Genomic DNA, 22,701 nt, shown 5'->3' with positions numbered 1-22,701 from the left:
GGTTAAATAGAATTATTCGGTTTCTTTTAAAAGTTCTTTTACTGCGGTTTGCAGCTGTGGATCTTCACCATTTAAAAATTGGTTATAAGGTAAAGCTACTTCGATATCCGGTTGTAATTCCATATTCTCGGTTGGTACGCCTTCTGCTCCAATAGTGGCCACCATAGGAATTCCAAAAATGATCGAAGGATCTATTTGTCTTTCCCACCAAACTGCTGTACCGGTACCGGCTACAGGCATTCCTACCAGTTTACCAATTCCGTTTTGCTTGTACACGTAAGGGAAAATAAAAGCATCACTATAGTTTCCTTCACTCATTAAAACAATGCTAGGTTTCGTCCAACGAGCCATTGGCTCACCACCACTAATCACTTCTCCCTGAGGCGCGAATTTTAGATATTCTTCTCCGCTTAAAAAAGTATTAAGATCGTCGTGTAACCAACCACCGCCATTAAAACGGGTGTCTACCACAAGACCTTCTTTTTCTAAATTCTTACCAAGAGCATTTTCGAAAACATCTCTAAAACTTCCGTCATTCATTCCCTGGATATGTACGTAACCCAGTTTTCCACCACTAAGACTATCGGTTTTACGCTCCATAGTTCTTACCCAACGTTTGTACATTAAACTACGAATAGATCCTTCTGAAACCGGCTTAATAGTTTCTTCGAAAGTTGAATTACCGCTTTTGATCGTTAGCAGTGTATTTTTATCCTGAATATTATTTAAATACTTATTCCAGTTTTCATTAGATTCGATGTTTTTACCATTGATTTTGGTAATAATATCACCTGCTTTTATTTTACTATCGGCATTATCTAAAGGACCTCCTGAGATAACTTCGGAAATTTTAATTCCGTCACCCATATAAGATTCGTCATACAGCAATCCTAAAGATGCGGTGTGATCTCCGTTAGCTCCTGAAGCATAATAACGCCCACCGGTGTGCGAAGCATTTAATTCACCTAAAAGTTCACTTAACAATTCCTGAAAATCATAGTTGTTATTGATGTGCGGCAAAAACTTGGCATATTCATCATGGTACATTTGCCAATCGATCCCATGAATTTCTGGATCATAGAATTTCTTGGTTACCTGTCTCCACATGTGGTTAAACATATATTCTCTTTCTGCAGCGGCATCTATAACCATATCTCCGTTAATAGCTATATTATCTACTTTACCACTCTCGGCATCCACTTTTACCAGCCTGCCATTATTACTTAAAAATAATGATTTTCCATCTTCGCTAATTTCGATTCCGCTTGGCGAACCACCCATTTTAGCTAAGATATTAGTTTCTCTTGTTCTAGGCTCGGTTACCCATAGATCATATCCTTTCTCGAAAGAAGCCAGGTAAAAAACCTTACTAGCATCTTTATTTAGTACATAATCACTAATGCTGGCCGAATTAATCGTAAGTTTTACTTTACGAATATCCAGATTATCAAAATCGAGTTTTAAAGGCTCGTCTTTTTTATCATCTTTCTTCTTTTTAGACTTTTTATCGTCTTCTTCAGCTTTTTCCTTTTCTTCCTTCTCCTTTTTCTCACGCTCTTCTACAAGCTTGAATTCCTCTTCGCTTAAAGTGTAACGATCGTAAGCTTTTTGGTCGAAAAATACTGCGTAAATATCCTGTTCTGTACTTCCCTGTAATGCTAAAGATTTTCTACCTTCACGACTACTTGCAAAAGTCATCATCTTACCATCCATTGCCCATTTGGCATTCGATTCTCCAAATCCGCTATTTACAGGATGAAAAATTTCACCACTACCATCAGCTTTGATCAAGGCGGTATTATTAAGGAAGAAATATCCTTTTTGATCGTCTACCATTAACCAGCGACTATCTGGACTCCATTGAAAAGACCAGTCTCCATCGCTGTAAGAATGATTTCTACCTTCAGGAAGAATAACTGTTTTCTTGCCCGATTTTAGATCCATTACCTTTAGAATATTTCGTTCCTCTACAAAGGCGATTTTGGATGAATCTGGAGCTATTTTTGCCTGAAATTCTTCAGCTTCAGTGTTAATTAAAGGCTTAATATCAACAATGGTTGAAGCATAGAAATACTCTTCCTGAGGGCGATTTAATGTCGCTTTATATACATTCCAGCTACCATCCTGCTCCCCGGAAAAAATAAGTTCTTTACCGTTTGGCGACCAGCTGATCATTCGCTCCTGCGTAGAGGTATTGGTGATCCTTTTGGTACGAGAATCGTCTACACCGGTTACAAAAACTTCCCCACGGTTTACAAAAGCGATCTCTTTGTTATTCGGACTAACAGCAAACTCGGTTACACTGTTTATATCCATATTTTTGATAGCCTCGAAAGCAGCATCGTCTAAAACTTTAATTGCTAGTTTTTCAGGCTCAGATCCTGGCATCATGGTATACACTTCGCCTTTCCAGGAAAAAGCAAGTTTATCGTTATCTGAAATACTTAAATGACGAACCGGAAAATCTTTAAAATTTGTCAGTTTTTCTTCGGAACCAGAATCAAGGCTTTTCACGTAAAGATTTTGTGTACCGTCTTTTTCATTTAGGTAAAACACTTTTGAAGCATCTGCACTAAAAACCGGCTCGCGATCTTCACCTTCAAAATCACTAATTTGTTTGTAAGAATCATTTTCTACATCATACAACCAAATATCCCTGGTCACTGCTGAAGTATGATGTTTTCTCCAGGCATCCTCGTAACCTTTTCTATCCTGAAATACCAAATTTTCTCCATCATTACTAAAATGAGCTTCTTCAGCTCCCGCAGCGGTAAGCAATTCTGGTCTTCCTCCTTTTACAGGAATGGTATATAAATTTTGAAATAATCCGGGATTAGGAAATCTTACGCTAGAGGCCGGTGCATTACGACCACTTCCGTAGAGAATTTTATCATCCTGTGGTGCAAAATCGTATGGGTAATCATTGGCACTATTAAAAGTTAATCTTGTTGGTGTACCGCCAGTTGCCGGCATAGTATATACATCAAAATTCCCATAGCGATCACTGGCAAAAGCAATACTTTTACCATCGTTACTCCAAACAGGACGCATATCGTAAGCATCGCCTGTAGTTATCGCAATAGCTACACCACCACCGCTACTTACACGATAAAGGTTACCCATATATCCAAAAACAATGGTCTCACCATTTGGAGAAATCGAAGGATATCGTAGCCATTTTGCATTTTCTTGTGCTGAAACTGCCACACTAACAAGCAATAGCATTATCAGCAAGTAAAATTTTTTCATAAAGTGATTGAATTTAGTTTAGAAAAATTTTTAGAGTGCCACTAAGATACTAACAATCGCTAACTTTAAGGCTATAAAAAACCCATCGAAACTTTCGTTAAGATGGGTTCTATCTTATTAATTTTTAGGCGAGTTTTTAAATAGCACTATATTCTATTAAAATTTCATCATTTTGGTCGTATAGAATTAATTCTCCTTCATCATTATAAGTGTAATACCAACCGAAAGGATAACCTGAAACTTTAAATTTATCTACAGCATCTTTTTCTATTTTTTCCAGAAGAATTCTGCTTTCAAACCTCAAGAAATAAAAATTTTGATCTTCCAGTTTTACTAATTGAAAGTTTCCACCTGTTTTTTGGCTTTTAAATGCCTGATTTTGCCATTCTCCAATAACATCCAAAACCTCTAAATCTTTTCTGATTTTGTATTCTAAAAATAACCTTTCAAGCCTTTTTACCAAATCATCTTCAGCGGGCATTTCTGCCAACTTTTCTAATAAATAAGCATACCTACTTTCCTGATTAACTAAAGAATAATCATAAGCAGAAAGAGATAGCGATTCTAATGTGTAACCAGGGTATCTCTTTTTAAATCTTTTAATTATTTCTTCATTTGCAATCAAAGACCAAAAAGCAAGATTCATTTTGGCATCATGGTTATGCACTAAATTAAGTATTGGTACGAAAGTACTGCTTGTTTTAGTACTTAATACATATCCTTTATTTCCATGTATCTGAAAAAGCAAAGAAGTTCTAATCATATTATCCACAGAAATTGAGTCATGCTTAAACCTATCTTCAGTCTTAACTAAAACCTTCTGATCTAATTCGTTGATTTTTTTCCAATAATCAGCAATTTCATCGTCCGTTTTTAAAGCTTTTATTTCTTCACGATATGCTTCTGTTGGAATTTGACCAAAGCAATTAAAACTTAAGGTACAAATGATAAGAAAAGTTAAAATTCGAAGCATTTTAATATAATTTTTTTTTGAAATTCAATTAGGAAACATCCTCCAAAAATTGAGTTATAAGTATATTTCTATAATTTTAAAATATTATTTTAATTCGCACCAAAATAATTATGCAAACCTAATAACCAGCCTTGTTCGTAATACCTGATAATACTTATAAGTATTGCAGAAATGATAACATAGATCCAATTATACTTTTTGATCTTAACAAAATATGCGCCTAAAAGACCCAATATAAGTACCGGAAACGCCATAATTAGATTAGCATAAAGCCATGCGCCCTGAAAAACGGCCAGTATTTTCATGATCACATAAAACAGACAGTATATAAATATAAGTTTGGTAAATATAATCAGGTATCGTTGTGCCATTACTTAGAATAGTCTTTTGGTGGTTTACGTTGCTGCGATTCCTGCTCGTAAGCATAAGCCCAGCGTAATAAATTTTGTTCAGAATAAGGAATAGAAATAAAAGTTAAACCTTTAGGTTCCCCAATATCGTCATAGCCCATAGGTACAGTGATCGCAGGATATTCTGCAACCGCAGCAAAGCCGGCATGATAATTATTTATCGAAAGAATCCCATCCAGATCATACTCTTTCATCGGGATATCGAAAAATCGTTTTCCGCGTATTTTAAGGGTATCTTTTATTGCCTGAAATTCTTCTGCTGAAGCGGTATCCTTTACAATTCCTTCAAACAATCCCTGCCCGTAAGGAGCACGTTGCACTGAATCTTCAACATTAAAAGCCATTATATCTTCTACAGATCTTACATCTACTCTTTTGCCATAACGTTCTAAATAAGCAGGAAGGTCTTTTTTCATATCAAGATTTAATAATCTTAGAAAATTAGCTAATTTAATATCTTCAGCCTCAAATTCGACGATTTGAGCTCCAACTTTTTTAAGTTCATTAATTGCTCTATTATATAAAGAATCTTCAGTAAGTTCTTTTATCACACCTAACCTTACTCCGCGCAAACTAGTGGTATCAGTTAAAGCCGAATAATAATCTGTAGTCACTTTAATAGAATCAGCAAAAACTTTCGCGTCGCTCGTATCTCTTCCCGCCATAGCACTTAACAAAATAGCATTATCCATAACGGTTTTTGTCATTGGCCCCGGAGTATCTAAGGTGCTTGAAATAGGAACAATTCCCGTTCTACTTAAAAGTCCGATTGTTGGTTTTAATCCCACCAAACTATTCTGACTGGATGGTGAAAGTATAGATCCTGAAGTTTCAGATCCTACTGCCAAAGGAGCGAAATTAGCAGCCACTGCAACACCACTACCAGAGCTGGAACCTCCAGTATCAAAAAACCTACGCCCGTAAGGATTTAAAGTTTGCCCTCCTACTGCAGAATATCCACTAGGACATCCTTTACAGAAAAAATAAGCCCATTCACTAAGATTTGCTTTACCTAAAATAATTGCTCCGCTACTTTCTAATTGATTCGTGATAAAAGCATTAGGTGTTGTATTTCCTTGCAGCGCTACAGCTCCGGCCGTTGTTGGCATCGTAGCTGTATTAATATTATCTTTTAGCAATACCGGTATCCCATAAATAGGACTTTTATTCTCGGTATTTTTATAATTTCTATCCTTTAAACGAGCTTCGGTTAACACATCTGGATTAATCGCTATTACAGAATTTAAAGAAAGTTCATTTTCACGATCTAACTTTCGCATTCTATATAAATAAAATAGAGTAAGCTCTTCGTAGGTAAGTTCTTCTTTTGCGATCGCACTTTGTAATTCTGTCACAGATTTTTCAAGAATTAACGATTTTAAACTATCGTATTTCTTTTCTGTAACTTTATAGAGTTCGATTTCAAACGGAGACCAAAGCACGTCATTCTCGATATATTTAGAATCTAAAACCTTAAATTCTAGCATTACATCTCCCTGATATTCGCTAGTACCAGTTGAATCTGAAACTACAATTTCCTGAGAATCCTTATTACTTTCTTTATCTTTTTTACAGCCTATGATGGCCAATATTCCGCACAAGAATAAGATCTTTTTCATATGGGGTGGTTAGTTGGTTAATATTGGTTAGTTTATTTGTATGTTCTAATGAACAAATCTTATTCAAATTATATTTTCTTCGGAGTAAACTACCTAGGTGCAAGTCCATAAGGCATTCATTCGAAACAAATTTTTAATTTCGAGGCAAGCCTCGGAGTATTATAAGCTTTGGCAGTGCCGATAAAATAGTTTTTAAAACACTAATATATTTCCGAAAAATAATCATTTCTGAAAATGAGTTGCAATCAAAAAAACTTCAGAAATCTATAAAAACTGAAATGATAATATCTTAAACCTGTAAAAAATACTAGCTTAAAATCGATAAAATAAGCAAAGATTATTTGAAAAAAGAATCTACAAATTCAAATTTATTGAACACCTGAAGATCTTCTACACGTTCTCCTACACCTATATATTTTACCGGAATTTGGAACTGGTCGCTAATACCAATCACTACACCACCTTTTGCAGTTCCATCCAGCTTGGTTACGGCTAGAGAGGTAACTTCAGTAGCGGCGGTAAATTGCTTAGCCTGTTCAAAAGCATTTTGCCCGGTAGAACCATCTAAAACTAAAAGTACTTCATGTGGTGCATCTGGAATTACTTTTTGCATCACTCTTTTTACTTTAGAAAGTTCTTTCATAAGATTTACCTTATTATGTAATCTTCCCGCGGTATCAATAAGTACTACATCGGCATCCATTTTTACAGCGCTTTGCACAGTATCAAAAGCTACAGAAGCAGGGTCACTTCCCATAGATTGTTTGATAATGGGTACATCTGTACGTTCTGCCCAAACCTGTAATTGATCTATCGCTGCTGCTCTAAAGGTATCGGCTGCCCCTAAAACTACTTTTAATCCGCGACTTTTAAATTGATTGGCAAGTTTACCAATAGTCGTTGTTTTACCAACTCCATTTACCCCAACCACCATCATTACATAAGGCTTTTTAGCTGGAACAGTAAAATCTGTTGCATTACCAGAATTGGTTTCAGATAGTAAACCTGCAATTTCTTCGCGTAGAATCTGGTTAAGTTCGTCTGTACCTAAATATTTATCTTTAGCTACTCGATCTTCAATTCGGTTTATAATTTTAATTGTTGTAGCAACACCCACATCACTACTTACCAGAACATCTTCAAGATCATCTAAAACCTCATCATCTACTTTAGATTTTCCGGCTACAGCTTTACTCATTTTGGAGAAAAAGCTGGTCTTACTTTTTTCTAGCCCTTTATCGAGAGTTTCTTTCTTTTCTTTTGAAAAAATCTTTTTAAATAAACTCATTTTTGATTGTTAGTTTTAATGAGAATAGTCCTAACTAAAAAAAGGACTTTGTAATTAGGGGTAAATATACATAAAAAGAAAAAGCCGTCCAGATAACAAATCAGGACGGCCTTTTAAAAAAATTATAAATTTTTTATTCGATTACTTTTTAAGATAATCGTTAACTTCTTCAGGAGCCATAATAGCTTCAACGAAAGTATATGCACCTGTTTTAGGAGATTTAACCATTTTAATAGCTTTGGTTAATCTCTTAGATCCTGTTTGTAATGCTGCAACTGATTTCTTTGCCATGACTCAAATTATTTAATCTCTTTATGAACCGTCATTTTTTTCAAGATTGGGTTAAATTTCTTTAACTCCATTCTATCCGGTGTATTCTTTTTATTCTTCGTAGTAATGTATCTTGATGTACCTGGTTGACCAGAAGCTTTATGCTCGGTACACTCTAAAATAACCTGTACTCTGTTTCCTTTCTTTGCCATCTTAATTTGTTTTTATAAGTAAAGGATTATTTTTGAAGAAATCCTTTTGCTCTAGCCTCTTTAATAACGGCAGAGATTCCTTTCTTGTTAATATTTTTAAGCGCAGAGGTAGACACTTTTAAAGTGATCCATTTATCCTCTTCAGGAATAAAAAAACGTTTCTTTACCAGGTTAGCGTTAAATTTACGCTTGGTTTTATTCATTGCGTGAGAAACATTGTTCCCAACCATCGCTTTTTTACCTGTAAGTTCACAAACTCTTGACATTGCTCTATACTTTATCTCGTTATTTCAAAACAGGGTGCAAATTAACGATTTTTATACCTAATTCACAACACATTCTGTAAAAAAAATTTACGATATTATTTTCGTTAATATTGAGTATGAAATTATTGACTAATTTCCGCCTATTTATGGCTATAAATCTCATCTAACACCAGCTCCATACATTTATTAACAGCCTTCCCCACAACCTTATCTCGATGATTACCAAAATTAAATTCTCTGGCAAATACATCATCTGGTGTAGCAATTGCTAAAACAACGGTACCAACATCTGCATCGCTATCTCCTTTAGACGGCCCTGCATTTCCTGTTGTAGCGATAGCATAATCGGTTTGGTATAAAGCTTTTACTTTTCTAGCCATTTCACAAGCTACTTCATTACTTACTACAGAATTTTTATCGATAAGATCTTGGGATACTCCCAGAATATTCACTTTAGCTTCAGTAGCATACGCAACCACGCTTCCTTTAAAGAAAGATGAAGAACCAGCATATTTGGTAAATATAGAAGCTAACCTTCCTCCTGTAAAACTTTCAGCAGTAGCCAGGCTGGCATTTTTTTCTTTTAATAAATTACCAATCTGAACTTCTATAGGATCTTCTTCCTCTACTCCTTTTATTATATCTCCAATAATCTGGCAAAGTGAAGTAATTTGATCATCCACTTCCTGTTCCATTTTTTCAGGATCACTACCTTTTGTACTTAAGCGTAAACGTACTTTACCCAAATTTGGCAAATAAGCCAAGCGTATATGAGCCGGTAAAGCTTCTTCCCAGGATTCAATTTTTTCAGCAATAGCACTTTCCCCCATCCCGAAAGTCAGCACTGTTTTATGCAAAATAAAAGGTCTTTTAAAGCGTTGTCTTATTCTTGGAATCACCTCATCCTGCATTAATGCTTTCATCTCGTAAGGCACGCCCGGCATAGAAATAAAAACAGTATCGTCTTTTTTTAACCACATCCCGGGAGCAGTCCCAAAGCTATTCTTTAAAACCTCTGCTTTAGAAGGCACCAACGCCTGCATTCTATTAAGATCTGAAATTGGAGTATCGATATACTTTTTAAAAAGTTCTTCGACATGCGCCAAAACCACTTCGTCTTTTACCAGCGTATCATTAAAAAATTCGCAAAGACATTTTTTGGTAATATCATCTTTAGTAGGCCCAAGCCCGCCAGTAATAATTACGATATCTGCTCTTTTCTGGGCTTCGCTTAGCGTGGTTAAAATATGGTTCCATTCATCCTCTACTGAAGTTATTTGATGAACACTAACCCCTATTTTATTTAGTTCTTTGGCGATGTAAGCCGAATTGGTATCTACAATCTGGCCGATAAGAATCTCGTCCCCAATTGTTATAATCTCTGCGTTCATTACAGATTAAAGTCTTCTTTTAATTCTACACAAACCTGCTCTACCTTAGCTGTTATTATTTTTGCAGCTTTTGGAGCATCGTCTTGGTTTTTCCCTTGTTTAGACCATTGCTCGATAATCGTTATTTCAGGCATTAGTTCTAAACCAAATAACTTTAGATTTGGTTTCATTTTATGGGCAAAACTGTAGGCAAGATTTGCGTTTCCATTATCTATAGCTTCATTCATCGCGGCAACATCTGGTGGGATCTCTTCAAGAAAAGTTTGTACTACTACAAGCATAAATTCCTGATCACCGCCTGCCATTTCTTCTACATCTTTTAAATCGTAGCTACTCATGGGGTTATTTGATATTTATAGAAAAAATTTCTTCCTTTTCGATAAATCCGGTTAGATTATCTTCTGGAGCAACCGGGCCAACACCAGCCGGCGTACCGGTAAAGATAATATCTCCTATCTTTAAAGTAAAGAATGTTGAAAGATAAGCAATTAGTTCGTCAATTTTCCAAAGCATTAAAGAACTATTGCCATTTTGTACAATTTCGTCATTCTTTTTTAAACTAAAATTAATATTGTTTAAATCTGAAAACTGATTTTTATCCAGCCATTTTTCACCAATTACCGCAGCACCATCAAATCCTTTTGCTTTTTCCCAGGGAAGTCCTTTAGATTTTAGTTTTGCCTGAAGATCCCTGGCCGTAAAATCGATCCCTAAACCTATTTCGTCATAGTATTTATGAGCAAATTTGGGCTGAATATGTTTTCCTACTCGTGTAATTTTAACCAGAAGTTCTACTTCATAATGCACATCATTAGAGAAATCTGGAATAAAAAAGGGCTGTTTTTTTAATAATATCGCCGTATCTGGTTTCTGAAAAACTACTGGATCTTCTGGCTTTTCATTTTCTAACTCGGCAATATGATCGGTATAATTTCTACCTATACAAATAAGCTTCATTGCAATACTTTTAATCTGTTCTTTTAGTCTATCAACTAGTCTGTTAAGGTTATTTTGAATGCCGGTACGGGTAGCATTCCAGAAAATACTTCATTCGAATTATCTAAATAATTCATTTTTCGCCATCCATTAATGTCCTTATAATACGAATTAAAGTTTTCTCCATATTCCTCTAAAACTCCGCTAAAAACCGGCCCATATTTATGCAATTTCACATCACGATAAATAATGGTATCGTTAACACGATAATCTTTTTCTTCAAAATAACCATTTTCTTCAATAAATAAATGCTCTACAGCTACAAAAAATCCATCTTCAGGAACCAGAATTTTATAAGGAAGCATATCAATTTTACTTTTAAACTGGTTCGCCTCCTTTTGGATAATTAAACCATCGCTTAGTAAATCGTAAGAAGGTTTACCTTCATCATCTACCGCCATAATTCGCAATCTAAATTTGGCACTACCATAAAGTGTTTTTTCTACGGAAAAATAACGGACTTCAATATCTTTTATAAAACAACCTTCATCAAACTTTTCCGGCTTATCATAATGTCTGGCAACGATACTCGGATATTGCCCGCCGCTAAAATTACCAAGCCCAATGATTTCTTTACGCCGAAAATCGTTAATTCTTTGTCGTTTTTTTTCTTTTATGGTATATAAGCGAACTTCAGCTAAATGATCTACAGAAGGTTTTAATCGAATTACTTTTCCCTTTAATTCCTTTAACTGCGCATATTTAGATTCGTAACCTACATAACTAAATTTAACATCGGCATCTTCACTTATATCTTTTACTACAAAAGAATACCTACCTTCTTTATCTGTAGAAATTCCTATTTTTTCTTCCTCTAAAACAATATTTACGTAAGGTAACGGCTCTAAAGTTTCAGCATCTACCACCTGCCCCACTGCTCTTTGCCCAAGAGCGCTCACAGAAATAAACAGAAAAAAAGGAAGCAGAAGCCGCATTTTTAAAGTTTTGTATTCAGCTTACGCAATTTTATCGCGGTTAATACTTTCTTGGTATATAGTGGAAAATCGGCATTCTGTAACCAACCAAAATAACCGGGTTCCTTTTCTAAAACCTCTTCTACAAGCTTTCCTTTATATTTTCCAAAAGAGAAAACTTCCTCTCCTTTTTTATTGAAGCTTATAAAACCGGCAAAATCTGCAAAATTCTTGCGAGCACTATATTGCGACAACCACTTAATATCATTCTCTAAATCCTCGTATTTATCTAGCTGAGATTTTAAAACTTCGTAAGTCGCTTCAGTATCTGCAGCGGCACTGTGCGCATCGATAAGATCTTTTCCGCAGTAAAACTTGAAAGCGGCAGCTAAAGTTCGCTGCTCTTTTTTATGGAAAATCGTCTGCACATCTACAGCAAGCATATTCTTCATATCAAAATCGATATCTGCACGTAGTAATTCTTCAGCCAAAAGTGGTATATCAAAACGATTGGAATTATAGCCTCCAAGATCACAACCTTTTATCATGTCGTAGATTTGCTTGGATAATTCTTTAAAAGTCGGCTCGTTCGCCACTTTCTCGTTCGAAATTCCGTGAATAGCAATAACCTCTTTTGGAATCTCCATTTCTGGATTTACCAACCAGGTTCTACTTTCTTTGTTTCCGTTAGGATATACTTTTAATATCGCTATTTCTACAATCCTATCTTTGGCAAGGTTCGTTCCGGTGGTTTCCAGATCGAAAAAACAAATAGGCTTTGTAAGCTTTAATTCCATCTTTTAAGGTTTGATTTTTCTTACAGCAATATAAAAAGAAAACCGGAATCGCCCCATAAAAAGCAATCCCGGTTTCTCTTTATATACATTAATTTTATATTTCTCTATTCTTATCGAAGCCTTCTAAGTATTGAGCTACACGTTGTACAAATTGCCCACCTAGCGCACCATTTACAACACGATGATCGTAACTGTGAGATAAGATCATTTTATATCTAATCCCGATAAAATCACCTTCTGGAGTTTCAATTACCGCAGGCATTTTTCTAATTGCACCTAAAGCCAGAATCCCTACCTGAGGCTGATTGATAATTGGCGTTCCCATAATACTACCAAATGTACCTACATTGGTTACCGTATAGGTTCCACCCTGAATATCATCTGGTTTTAGCTTATTTTGTCTTGCTCTATTTGCCAGGTCGTTTACCGCCTTGGCCATTCCTACAAGGTTTAATCGATCTGCATTCTTAATTACCGGAACAATAAGATTCCCATCTGGAAGCGCTGCCGCCATCCCTAAATTGATGTTTTTCTTTTTGATTACCTTATCTCCATCTACAGAGATATTGATCAATGGGAAATCACGGATAGCCTTAGCTACAGCTTCCATAAATATTGGCGTAAATGTTAGTTTTTCGCCTTCTTTTTTCTGAAAAGCTTCCTTATGCTTGCTTCTCCAATTCCAGATATTGGTTACATCTACTTCTATAAAAGACTGTACATGGGCTGAAGTTTGCACACTATCGATCATGTGCTTACTAATCATTTTCCCCATACGGCTCATTTCAATAATCTCGTCTTCTCCTGAAGTCACTACATTCTCCTGATTTTTAAAAGCAGGTTCTAAATGATCTGATTTTGAAGTAGTATTGTTAGCGGTTGAAGGTTTTGACTTGCTTCCACGATCTTCTACATAAGCTAAAATATCATCTTTAGTAACACGACCATCTTTACCGGTACCTTTAACGGTTTCCAACTCTTCCAGGCTAATATTCTCTTCTTTAGCAATGTTTTTTACTAATGGAGAATAAAAACGATCTGAATCTGAATAATCTGAACTTCCTACAGTTTCCTTCGCCGTTTCTACTGCGGCTTCAGCTGCAGCTGCATGTAGCTCTACTTCCTCAGCATCTGCTTGGCTATCTTCATCAGTTTCATTTTCTTCAAGATCGATATCCAAATCCTCTTCCTGGGCTACGTCACCTTCGGTTTCAATAATAGCAATCGTTTGACCAACTTCAACTACATCATCTGCCTCAAAAAGTATTTCTACAAGCTTACCATCTACTTCACTTGGCACTTCGCTATCTACTTTATCTGTAGCTATTTCCAGTACCGGTTCATCTGCTTCAATGGTATCGCCTACTTCTTTTAACCAGCTGGTTATGGTTGCCTCAGCAACACTTTCTCCCATTTTAGGTAATTTCAGTTCAAATTTTGCCATATCTATATTTGAAAGCTATTTTTTGTTATTTCGTTTGCGAATTTACTTAAATTAAAGGTTTTTAAATATTAAAAAATCAATAAAATATAAATTCACTGAAAATATTTTTACGTCTACACTTAAAAATTTACGGTGTAAAATTACAATTTCATCCTTCAACCTGAAAGCAGAAGCTTAAAGCATTTTAACTTTTTAGGCTATTTTCAAAAGGAACGCGATTGGTAATACTTCGCCCTAAAGTCACCTCATCTGCATATTCCAATTCATCTCCAACACTAATTCCCCTGGCGATGGTAGATGTTTTAACTCCGGTTCCTTCTAATTGTTTATAGATATAAAAGTTTGTTGTATCTCCTTCCATCGTGCTACTTAACGCGAAAATAATTTCCTGTATTTTACCATCTTTTACCTTTTCGATTAATGGTTTAATGGTAAGTTGCGAGGGACCAATACCATCCATAGGACTTATTTTACCACCCAAAACATGATACATCCCGCGATATTGCCCTGTATTTTCGATCGCCATCACATCGCGAATATCTTCTACAACGCAAATAAGATCTTCCTGTCTGGAAGGATTTGCACAAATATCACAAAGCTCTGTATCGCTAATATTGTAACAATTTCGGCATCTTTTTATTTCTGATCTTAATTTAGAAAGTGCTTTGCTTAGTTGTTCGGTTTGCGTTTCGGGTTGCCTTAAAAGGTGTAAAACCAATCTAAGCGCGGTACGTTTTCCTATACCGGGCAACTGTGACATTTGGTCTACAGCCTGCTCCAATAATTTCGAAGAAAAATCCATAGCCGCAAATTTACAATTTTTAAACCGATGCAAATAGTTAGTAATATGCTAAGTTTGCAAATGTTTTGGTTAAATTCGTATTTATGGAACCTATACATATTGTACTACTCATCGCACTATACTTTGGTGTTTTACTTTTAATATCATATTTCACAGGAAAAGAAGATAGTAACGAAGCCTTTTTTAAGGCTGAAGGTAAATCTCCCTGGTACATCGTAGCTTTTGGGATGGTTGGCGCCTCGCTCTCTGGTGTTACCTTTATATCGGTTCCTGGGTGGGTAAGAGATTCGCAATTTAGCTATATGCAGGTAGTAGCTGGTTATTTATTTGGTTATCTGGTGATTTCCTTCGTTTTACTACCCATTTACTACAGCCTAAATGTTACTTCAATTTATCAATATTTAAATAACCGCTTCGGAAATGTAAGTTACAAAACTGGAGCTTTTTTCTTTTTTATATCCAGAGTCTTAGGGGCTTCATTCAGACTTTTTCTAGTGGCTACCGTTTTACAGTATTTTGTCTTTGAAGCATGGAATGTGCCTTTTGTAGTAACCGTTATCTTATCGATTTTACTAATTTGGATCTATACCTCGCGCGGCGGAATTAAAACAATCGTCTGGACAGATACACTTCAAACATTATTTATGTTAGGCTCTGTAGGGATTGCGATCTATTTTGTATCGAGTGAATTAAACTGGACATTTAACGACTTTTTCTCGGCTCCAGAACTTGCTCCTTATACCAGCACATTTCATTTTGATAATTTTCTTGAAAAAGATTATTTCTGGAAAGCTTTCTTTGGAGGGATGTTCATTACCATTTGTATGACGGGCTTAGACCAGGATATGATGCAAAAGAATTTAACCTGTAAAAGCCTAAAAGATGCACAGAAAAATGTGATGTCTTACAGTCTGGTTTTTATTCCGGTAAATATCTTATTTCTATTCTTAGGAGCACTTCTTTTTATTTATGCTGAACAAAACGGAATTAGTGTTCCCGTTTTGGACGGAAAAGAAAAAACCGACCTACTTTTCCCTGAAATCGCTTTAAATGCTGAAATGGGAATTGGTCTTGCTATTATCTTTTTACTCGGCCTAATTGCTGCGGCATATTCTAGCGCCGATAGTGCTTTAACCAGTTTAACCACCAGTTTTTGTGTAGATTTCTTAAATATTGAAAAACGAGAAGCCAGCGCACAAACCAGTATAAGAAAACGTGCACATATCTTAATAAGTGTGCTTTTAGTAATCGTTATTATTGCTTTCAAATATCTACTGGACAGCAGCGTGATTGACCTCTTATTAAAAGCCGCCAGTTACACTTATGGCCCATTATTGGGACTTTTTGCTTTCGGGATTTTTACCAAAATGCAAATTAAAGATCACCTGGTTTGGATTGTTTCCTTAATATCTGTGGTTTTAACTTTCATAATAGGTAATATACCATCAGAATATCTTGGTGGTTATGTATTTAACTACGAATTACTAATCGTAAATGGCGCAATTACCTTTTTAGGCTTAATATTGATTCGTACCAAGCATCACTAAAGTACAGGCATTCTGATATTCGATATTATTCTGCTCTAATATTTTATAGAGTTCTGGATTTTCTGTTCCTGGATTAAAAATAACGCGCTTTGGATTTAGCACAACCAGATATTCATAATATTCAGGTTGATTTTTTGGACCAACGTATAAAGTTACGGTATCTATATCTTGAAAAAGATCTTTTTCTTTTGTTATATGAATCCCTTCAACCTCTCCTTCTCTTAATCCCAATGCTACAACAGGTTGTTGCTTGCTAATCAATTTTTTGATCGCCATATTAGAATATCTGGCTGGATTGGTGGAAGCTCCTATTACTAATGTTTTCTTTTTCATATTGTTAACTAACTTAAGGTAAGCCCTTAATCTCTTTTTTGAAATTTATTTTTATGTCGAAACAAAGCTTAAAAAATTTAATCTCGATTATAGAGTAAAAATACTTTTTAAAATTTACTGTAACAAGTTTACAACTTATCAGTCTTTATGGTAAGACTAGTCTAAAAATGTCGTTGCTATCTTTTTTTTGATGGTTAGAAGATAGTAATGCTTGATAAGGTTCGCGCTATTTGCAAGGCGCGAACTTTTTTCAAAATTAATTTCCAATTTCTGTAACATTAATTTTTTGACGTCGTCTATATAGTAGAAACCATTAAAATTGCAGAAATACACTTTTAGGTAATATGCAATACAAAGTATTATTTATAACAAAACACAATATTGAAAACTAACATCAATCAAAAAATGAAACAGTTATTTTTAATCATCATCGTTGCTCTAAGCACTTTTAATTCGGTCGCAAATAATGAACCTTTTGCAAGAATTTCAGGAACTATTATGGATACAGATTTACAGGAACCAATTCCTTATGCTACCATAAGTTTAAAAGATACTGAAGGCAATATCATCACCGGAACAACATCAGAAGAAGACGGGTCATTCATCATCAAAAAAGTAAAATCGGGCACATACACCCTGAACATCCAATTTATTGGCTACAAGAAATTCAGTAAAGAAATTGTAGTAGATCGTAACGGACCTATGGAATTAGGAACCATAAATCTTGATCCTGACGTAGCTGAAATGGATGAAGTTGTAGTTGTTGCCGAACGTTCTACGATCGAACAAAGAATCGACAGGAAAGTCATTAATATTGGGAAAGACCTTACCACTGCCGGAGCAAGCGCTTCAGACATTATGAACAATCTTCCTTCTGTAAACGTAGATCAGGATGGAAACATTGCTTTACGCGGAAACTCTAATGTGCGTATTTTAATTGACGGAAAACCAACAAATATGGATCCTGCTCAATTATTAAAGCAAATCCCTTCCAGCTCGATAAAAAAGATAGAATTAATCACTAATCCTTCAGCAAAATACAACCCTGAAGGAATGAGCGGGATAATTAACGTCGTTTTACATAAAAATGCAAATAATGGATTTAATGGGACTTTAAATACAGGTTTAACCTACGGTGAAAATGCACGATTTAACGGTTCTTTAGATTTAAACTACCGTCAGGGGAAATTAAATTTCTATGCAAATCTTGGAACCAACTTCGGAAAAAGAGCAAACATAAACGACATTAATCTGGTATGTAGAGATGCTACACAGTATTTAGATATGTTAAATGACAACGAGTCGTATTTATATAAAATTGGAGTAGATTATTTTTTAGACGATAATAACACTTTTAGCTTTTATACCAACCAAAACATTTTTAATGGTGGCTTAGGTGCAACAATTACCGCTACCTACCTTAATGATCCTGCAAATAACTTTGAGCAGTTTTTAGACCTGGATTTAAACAATGTAAATGCTAGTTACAACTTTGCATATAAGCATTTATTCCCAAAAGAAGGACATGAATTATTATTTGAAGCCGATTTTAATGATTTTAATGGAGACGAAGATTTTGCAGCAAATTTCAGCAATGATGCTCGCTTTAATTCTTATTCTGAAATTGTAAAAGAAGATCGATCTAATGTAATCACTAATATTGATTATTCGCTTCCTATTGGTGAAAAGGCGAAATTTGAAGCTGGAGCTGAAGCCAGAATCTTAACTAATACCGAAGATTACGATACTAACAACCCGGCTGCACAAAATTCAGATTACGATTACGATAGAAATATTTACTCCTTATACAGTACGTTTGGACAAACTTTCGAAAAATTCTCTTACCAGTTAGGAGCCCGATTAGAAAGTTTTAATATCGATGCTGAAGTAAATGGAGAAAACGTGTTTAGCGATGATTATGTAACGCTTTACCCTTCAGGATTTTTCAACTATACGCCTAACGAGAAAAACAGCTACCAGGTTAGTTATAGCCGTAGAATAGATCGACCAAGTTTAGGACAGGTTAGCCCTGTAAGAGAGGTAAGCACCCCAACAATCACAGTAGTAGGTAACCCAAATTTACAACCACAATTCACAAATTCGGTTGAATTCAATTATACCAGAAAACTTAAAAACGGTAGTTTTACCGGTGGTGTTTTCTTCAGAAATATAAACGATAACATTAACCAGTTGATCGAAGAAGATCCTACAGATCCTGCAAGCTTAATTATCTCTTTCGCAAACTTTGATGATACAAACGCCTACGGAATCGAACTTTCTTCGAACTATAAATTTACAGATTGGTGGAGTGCAAACGGAAGTTTAGAATTATACCAGCAAACACAAAGCGGAATTGTAGGAACCAGTTTTGTTGAAGTAGATAACACGGTTTATACCGCAAGAGTAAACAACAGTTTTAGCGTAACCGAAGATTTAACCCTACAATTATTCGGATTTTACAGAGGGCCAAGTGAAGAACTTCAGTTTAACAATGAAGATGTATTTTTTGCAAACATTGGTGGTCGCTACACCTTCCTAGATAAAAAAGCAACGCTTAGCTTAAACTTTAATGATGTTTTTGGAACCCAGGAATACAGGTTTAGTACCACACTTCCTTACGAGCAGAACGGATATTTTAAAAGCGAATTCCAAAATGTATATGTAGGATTTAGCTATCGTTTTGGAGGAAACAATGGAAAAAAACTAAAAAGAAAACAAAGAGATAACGATGAAGCCCAGGGTGGCGGAATGTTTTAAGGAAAACAAATTATATCATTTTAAATAAAAATTTGTTTGTTTAGCCAAAGAAAAGCCTGAAGTAAAAACTTCAGGCTTTCATATTTTCATAAGTTAATATTCTATAAATTAAGAATACATTTTATCGCGTTGCTCCTTTATTTTAGGATCACTCATATACTCATCGAAAGTTAAGTAACGATCTATCACTCCTTTTGGAGTAAGCTCGATAATACGGTTTGCAACAGTTTGCGCAAATTCGTGATCGTGCGTAGTAAGCATTACAGTTCCTTTAAAATTCTTAAGTGAATTGTTAAAGGCAGTGATCGACTCCAGATCCAGGTGGTTTGTTGGCTCATCTAACATCAATACGTTTGCTCTCATCATCATCATTCGGCTTAGCATACAACGTACTTTTTCTCCTCCAGATAACACATTACTGGTTTTTAAAGCTTCCTCGCCACTAAACAACATTTTACCTAAGAAACCTCTAATATAAACTTCTTCTCTTTCTTCTTCGGTTTTAGCATATTGTCTTAGCCAGTCTACCAAAGTAAGATCGTTATCAAAATACTCTGAGTTATCTAACGGAAGGTATGATTGTGAAGTAGTAACTCCCCAGGTATATTTTCCTGCAACAGGCTCTTCTTTACCGTTTATAATTTCATAGAAAGCAGTAGTAGCACGGCTATCTCTAGAAAACACAACGATTTTATCTCCTTTTGAAAGATTAATATCTATTCCGCTAAAAAGCGTTTCTCCTTCTATAGAAGCTTCTAATTTTTCAATATTTAAAATCTGGTCTCCAGCCTCACGATCTCTGTCAAAAATAATTGCAGGATAACGACGGCTTGAAGGCTTAATTTCTTCGATATTTAACTTATCGATCATCTTTTTACGAGATGTAGCCTGCTTAGATTTCGCCACGTTTGCACTAAAACGCTGAATAAATTCCTGTAATTCTTTCTTTTTCTCTTCAGCTTTTTTATTCTGTTGCGCTCGTTGTCTTGCCGCTAATTGAGAAGATTCGTACCAGAAAGAATAGTTACCGCTAAAGTGATTAATTTTCCCGAAGTCGATATCAGAAATATGCGTACAAACAGCATCAAGGAAGTGACGGTCGTGAGATACAACGATCACCGTATTATCATAATTTGCCAAGAAATTTTCTAACCAGTTTATCGTTTCGTAATCCAGATCGTTGGTAGGCTCATCCATAATAAGCACATCAGGATTTCCAAAAAGTGCCTGTGCTAATAACACACGTACTTTTTGTTTACCATCTAAATCTTTCATTAATGTGTAATGAAGATCTGTTTTTATACCAAGGTTAGATAATAATGAAGCAGCAGCACTATCGGCATTCCATCCGTCCATTTCTTCAAACTGCACCTGCAACTCCCCTATTCTATCTGCATTCTCATCAGAATAATCTGCGTATAGCGCATCAATTTCAGTCTTAATTTCAAAAAGCGGTTTATTTCCTCTTAAAACCGTTTCTAAAACGGGATAATCATCGTAAAGATTGTGATTTTGCTCCAGTACAGACATACGTTTGCCAGGCTCTAAATGAACGTGACCAGACGTAGGATCTGATTTTCCTGATAAAATTTTTAAAAATGTAGATTTTCCGGCACCGTTTGCACCAATAATCCCATAACAATTCCCTTCAGTAAAAGTTGTGTTCACTTCATCGAAAAGAACTCTTTTACCAAACTGCACCGAAAGATTTGAAACTGAAAGCATAAATTATTCTAAATTTTTCGCAAAAGTAGTATATATTGCACACTTTCTAAAAGATTAACGTTTAGAAAATTCCTTTTAACTCGTGGTTAACATTCAAAATTTTAAGCACATTTTATATTTGCTGATTAGTTGAAAGATTTATTTAGGTTATGAGATTATATTTATTTGGATGAGAAAATTTTTACTGTTAAGTATTATTTCTTCTTTGTTTTCGCTAGTAGGTTGTATAGACAACAGTACCAACGATGCTAAAGTATACCTTGGCGGTAAAATTGTAAATCCAAATTTAAGGTATATTATCTTATCTAAAGATCAAGAACTTATAGACACCTTATCCCTAAATAATAACAATCAGTTTGGGGAATATCTAGAGAATATCACTCCCGGAATTTATACTATACAGCACAATCCAGAAAATCAGGTAGTGTATTTGGAGCCCGGTGATAGTATTATGGTTTGGGTAAATACCTACGATTTTGATCAGTCTCTTAATTTTAGTGGCCGCGGAAGTAAAGAAAGTTCATTTTTACTGGATCTTTTTCTTCGGAATAGAGCAAATAATGATTTAGTGCTGAATTATTATAAAATTAAGCCTGAAGATTTTGAGCACATTAGCGATTCTATCCACAATCAAAGATTACAAGAATTTGAAGAAAATACGGCTAAAAATGATCTAAGCGAAACCTTTAAAAAAATTGCTCGCCAAAGTATCGATTATGAGTTCTACGATCTTCGTGAACGTTATACTTATCTTATAAAAAAATACTATCCAGAATTCACCAAACTAATTCCAGACGGTTTTAACGATTATCGAGACTCTATAGATTTTGATAACGAGTTGCTTCAAAACTACTATGTTTACACCAACACCATCGACGATTACCTTCGTACAAGGGCTATTGAATTTTGTTTAGAAAAAAACTTAGAAAGAGATTGTTTTAATGTTTCTAACTTTAATAATATAAAACGAAGAGCAACATTAATCGACTCTCTTTCTGAAACACCAGCAATTAAAAATCGCTTTTTAGACCTTTTACTAAGTAAAGCAATAACCATGGCTTCTAACGAAGAAGATCTAGATAAAGTAATAGCTTTCGCTAATTCTTTAGATTATTCTGAAATTGAAGAAATGAATCAGCTGGCTAAAATCCAGACAGGCTATTTTGCAGGAAAATCTATAGCAGATCTTACTATTTTAGATACCGATGGAAATGAAACTACCTATGGTGATATTGTAGAAAAAAAGACTATTATTTATTTATGGTCTGCCAATAACATACGACGATACTTGTGGCAATTTAGAACTATTAAAAATTTACAGGAAAAGTATCCCGAATTAGATTTTATTGGTGTTAACCTGGATATTGGTCAACAAAATAAATGGTTAAGAATCCTTAACGAAAATAATTACGCCCTAAACAACCAATATCAACTCTCCAGAAGGAATTTTGGGAGCAATTTTGCTACAAAATACTTGTACCGACTAAATTTCCTTGATAAAAACGCAGTTATTGTTAGAGGAGATATTGCACTTAGTTCTTCACCAGAATTTGAATCTGAACTGGTAGAATTTATTAATCAATAAGCCGTATAAATTCCGTATAAATTACTTCACGAGGTTTAATTACTCTCGATTTTTTGTTGAATTTTATTTTCAGGTGCTTTATAAATTTCAATTTAAACTTCTGAAAAAATCATCCTTTAAAAC

Annotated in this window: 20 protein-coding genes; 3 read left to right on the top strand and 17 right to left on the bottom strand. The window is 35.0% G+C overall.

The features are described 5' to 3' along the window. Window positions 1-12 precede the first annotated feature (12 nt). From IIF7_RS16000 to recR, 15 genes are all read right to left on the bottom strand, one after another. Complete coding sequence (locus IIF7_RS16000; RefSeq protein WP_084842711.1) at window positions 13-3,249, bottom strand: S41 family peptidase; 3,237 nt, start codon at window positions 3,247-3,249, stop codon at window positions 13-15. A gap of 136 nt (window positions 3,250-3,385) precedes the next feature. After that, window positions 3,386-4,222, bottom strand: coding sequence for a hypothetical protein (locus IIF7_RS15995; RefSeq protein WP_084842710.1), 837 nt, complete (start codon window positions 4,220-4,222; stop codon window positions 3,386-3,388). Between the two features lie 89 nt (window positions 4,223-4,311). Beyond that, the gene (locus tag IIF7_RS15990; protein ID WP_084842709.1) at window positions 4,312-4,593 is read right to left on the bottom strand and encodes a hypothetical protein; all 282 of its coding nucleotides are present in this window, start codon (window positions 4,591-4,593) and stop codon (window positions 4,312-4,314) included. Continuing rightward, window positions 4,593-6,251 carry an amidase family protein gene (locus IIF7_RS15985; protein WP_084842708.1) on the bottom strand — a complete coding sequence of 553 codons (1,659 nt, stop codon included), beginning with the start codon at window positions 6,249-6,251 and terminating at the stop codon, window positions 4,593-4,595. The genes IIF7_RS15990 and IIF7_RS15985 overlap by 1 nt, the downstream gene beginning before the upstream one ends. A gap of 337 nt (window positions 6,252-6,588) precedes the next feature. Next, the gene (gene ftsY / locus IIF7_RS15980; protein ID WP_084842707.1) at window positions 6,589-7,539 is read right to left on the bottom strand and encodes a signal recognition particle-docking protein FtsY; all 951 of its coding nucleotides are present in this window, start codon (window positions 7,537-7,539) and stop codon (window positions 6,589-6,591) included. Between the two features lie 141 nt (window positions 7,540-7,680). Further along, on the bottom strand, window positions 7,681-7,830 hold the full coding sequence (locus IIF7_RS15975) for a DUF4295 domain-containing protein (RefSeq protein WP_084842706.1): 150 nt from the start codon (window positions 7,828-7,830) through the stop codon (window positions 7,681-7,683). Window positions 7,831-7,838: 8 nt separating this feature from the next. After that, the gene (gene rpmG, locus IIF7_RS15970) at window positions 7,839-8,021 is read right to left on the bottom strand and encodes a 50S ribosomal protein L33 (protein ID WP_013070733.1); all 183 of its coding nucleotides are present in this window, start codon (window positions 8,019-8,021) and stop codon (window positions 7,839-7,841) included. A gap of 26 nt (window positions 8,022-8,047) precedes the next feature. Continuing rightward, window positions 8,048-8,287, bottom strand: a complete 240-nt coding sequence (rpmB, locus tag IIF7_RS15965; protein ID WP_013070732.1) for a 50S ribosomal protein L28 — start codon at window positions 8,285-8,287, stop codon at window positions 8,048-8,050. A gap of 140 nt (window positions 8,288-8,427) precedes the next feature. Beyond that, window positions 8,428-9,678, bottom strand: a complete 1,251-nt coding sequence (locus IIF7_RS15960; RefSeq protein WP_084842705.1) for a competence/damage-inducible protein A — start codon at window positions 9,676-9,678, stop codon at window positions 8,428-8,430. Beyond that, window positions 9,678-10,016, bottom strand: coding sequence for an Hpt domain-containing protein (locus IIF7_RS15955; RefSeq protein WP_084842704.1), 339 nt, complete (start codon window positions 10,014-10,016; stop codon window positions 9,678-9,680). Before IIF7_RS15955 ends, IIF7_RS15960 begins: the two co-directional genes overlap by 1 nt. Before the next feature lie 4 nt (window positions 10,017-10,020). Next, on the bottom strand, window positions 10,021-10,635 hold the full coding sequence (locus IIF7_RS15950) for a fumarylacetoacetate hydrolase family protein (RefSeq protein WP_084842703.1): 615 nt from the start codon (window positions 10,633-10,635) through the stop codon (window positions 10,021-10,023). A gap of 35 nt (window positions 10,636-10,670) precedes the next feature. Further along, window positions 10,671-11,609 carry a carboxypeptidase-like regulatory domain-containing protein gene (locus IIF7_RS15945; RefSeq protein WP_084842702.1) on the bottom strand — a complete coding sequence of 313 codons (939 nt, stop codon included), beginning with the start codon at window positions 11,607-11,609 and terminating at the stop codon, window positions 10,671-10,673. Between the two features lie 2 nt (window positions 11,610-11,611). Beyond that, window positions 11,612-12,385, bottom strand: a complete 774-nt coding sequence (locus IIF7_RS15940) for a 3'-5' exonuclease (protein ID WP_084842701.1) — start codon at window positions 12,383-12,385, stop codon at window positions 11,612-11,614. Between the two features lie 94 nt (window positions 12,386-12,479). Further along, on the bottom strand, window positions 12,480-13,829 hold the full coding sequence (locus IIF7_RS15935; protein WP_084842700.1) for a dihydrolipoamide acetyltransferase family protein: 1,350 nt from the start codon (window positions 13,827-13,829) through the stop codon (window positions 12,480-12,482). Between the two features lie 184 nt (window positions 13,830-14,013). Beyond that, a complete protein-coding gene (recR, locus tag IIF7_RS15930; RefSeq protein ID WP_084842699.1) occupies window positions 14,014-14,631 on the bottom strand; it encodes a recombination mediator RecR in 618 nt (205 codons plus the stop codon). A gap of 83 nt (window positions 14,632-14,714) precedes the next feature. Between recR and IIF7_RS15925 the strand changes: the two genes are divergently transcribed. After that, window positions 14,715-16,178, top strand: coding sequence for a sodium:solute symporter (locus IIF7_RS15925; RefSeq protein WP_084842698.1), 1,464 nt, complete (start codon window positions 14,715-14,717; stop codon window positions 16,176-16,178). Here IIF7_RS15925 and IIF7_RS15920 read toward each other — a convergent pair. Continuing rightward, entirely contained in the window at window positions 16,149-16,511 is a 363-nt protein-coding gene (locus IIF7_RS15920) for a CoA-binding protein (RefSeq protein WP_084842697.1), read from the bottom strand. The genes IIF7_RS15925 and IIF7_RS15920 overlap by 30 nt on opposite strands. Window positions 16,512-16,916: 405 nt before the next feature. Between IIF7_RS15920 and IIF7_RS15915 the strand changes: the two genes are divergently transcribed. Further along, a complete protein-coding gene (locus tag IIF7_RS15915; protein ID WP_084842696.1) occupies window positions 16,917-19,268 on the top strand; it encodes a TonB-dependent receptor domain-containing protein in 2,352 nt (783 codons plus the stop codon). A 108-nt stretch (window positions 19,269-19,376) separates the two neighbouring features. Here IIF7_RS15915 and IIF7_RS15910 read toward each other — a convergent pair whose 3' ends face one another. Then, a complete protein-coding gene (locus IIF7_RS15910) occupies window positions 19,377-20,993 on the bottom strand; it encodes an ABC-F family ATP-binding cassette domain-containing protein (protein ID WP_084842695.1) in 1,617 nt (538 codons plus the stop codon). 169 nt (window positions 20,994-21,162) lie between these two features. Here IIF7_RS15910 and IIF7_RS15905 point away from each other — a divergent pair, with 169 nt between their 5' ends. Continuing rightward, window positions 21,163-22,578, top strand: a complete 1,416-nt coding sequence (locus IIF7_RS15905; RefSeq protein ID WP_084842694.1) for a TlpA family protein disulfide reductase — start codon at window positions 21,163-21,165, stop codon at window positions 22,576-22,578. Window positions 22,579-22,701: the final 123 nt, after the last annotated feature.

It is taken from the genome of Zunongwangia atlantica 22II14-10F7 (genome assembly GCF_002094855.1).
GTDB classification, from domain to species: Bacteria; Bacteroidota; Bacteroidia; order Flavobacteriales; family Flavobacteriaceae; genus Zunongwangia; species Zunongwangia atlantica.
This window is presented reverse-complemented; position numbering and strand designations above follow the sequence as displayed.